We start from the raw sequence: 1,212 nt of genomic DNA on the forward strand, positions 1-1,212 counted from the left end.
CGTAAGCTTACCCTAAAAAGACACAAGCCAAAACTAGAGATTTCTGTCATCATTATTTAGATGGAGGAAATCATGAAACGATCAAAATTTACAGAAACACAAATTGTAAACATTTTAAAACTGGCAGAAAAGGGCGTTAAAGTGACCGATATCTGCCGAGAGCACGGCATTAGTAGTGCTACGTATTATCAATGGAAAAGTAAATATGGAGGCTTAGAAGCCTCTGATTTGAAGCGATTACGGGAAATTGAAGCTGAAAATGCCAAGCTCAAAAAAATGTATGCTGAGTTAGCTTTAGAAAATGCGGCAATTAAGGATTTATTGGGAAAGCTGTAACGCCGGAACGACGCAGAGAAGCGGCTCAACACTTGGTATATCAAGGATTACTTTCGATAGCTAAGGCCTGTCGATTGACAGGACTTTCTCGTCGCAGTTGGTACCGGCCTGATCCGAAACAAAACCGTCTAAAGCGTGATCGGCCTATAGTCGATGCGCTTAATGCAATTATTCAGGATCCCACACGATCTCGTTGGGGGTTTTGGAAGTGTTTTCACCGATTAAGACTCGATGGCAATTTATGGAACTTTAAACGCGTGTGGCGTATTTACTGTGCAATGAATTTAAATCAAAAGAGACGCACTAAAAAACGGTTACCAGAGCGTAATCCTGCACCTTTAGCTGTACCTGCAAAGGCTAATTATAGTTGGTCATTCGATTTTATGAGTGATGCGCTCTATAGCGGTACCCGCTTTAGAGTTTTGAATATTATTGATGAAGGTACACGAGAAGCTTTAGATATTGTCGTTGATACCTCACTACCGGCCACTAGAGTTGTGAGAGTTTTAGAGCAACTTAAAGAAGAAAGAGGTGTTCCTAGAATGATTCGTGTCGATAACGGCAGTGAAATGACTTCTTCAGTTTTTACAAAATGGTGTGAAAATAATCACGTTAGGATCTGTTATATTGAGCCAGGAAAGCCAAATCAAAATGCTTATATCGAACGTTTTAATCGCAGTTATCGAACGGAAGTATTAAATCCCCATTTATTCTCCTCACTAGCGCAGGTGCGGGAACTTAGTTGGGCTTGGATGTTAAGTTATAACGAAGAAAGACCTCATGAGTCACTGGGAAATTTACCTCCCAGTGAATTTAAAAAACAATTAACCGAAAAAGTCTCTAGTTATGAACTGTGCGCTTGACGGTAAGCTTACG

1 protein-coding gene is annotated in these 1,212 nt (G+C 40.3%); it reads left to right on the forward strand.

Annotation, left to right across the window (positions count from 1 at the left end):
- Positions 1-72: 72 nt before the first annotated feature.
- A protein-coding gene (locus AC0SAP_RS10290; protein ID WP_473384101.1) for an IS3 family transposase occupies positions 73-1,199 on the forward strand; the annotation gives its coding sequence in 2 pieces (ribosomal slippage) (positions 73-331 and positions 331-1,199; 1,128 coding nt in all).
- Positions 1,200-1,212 lie beyond the last annotated feature (13 nt).

This window comes from Ignatzschineria sp. PL_is040, from assembly GCF_055813795.1.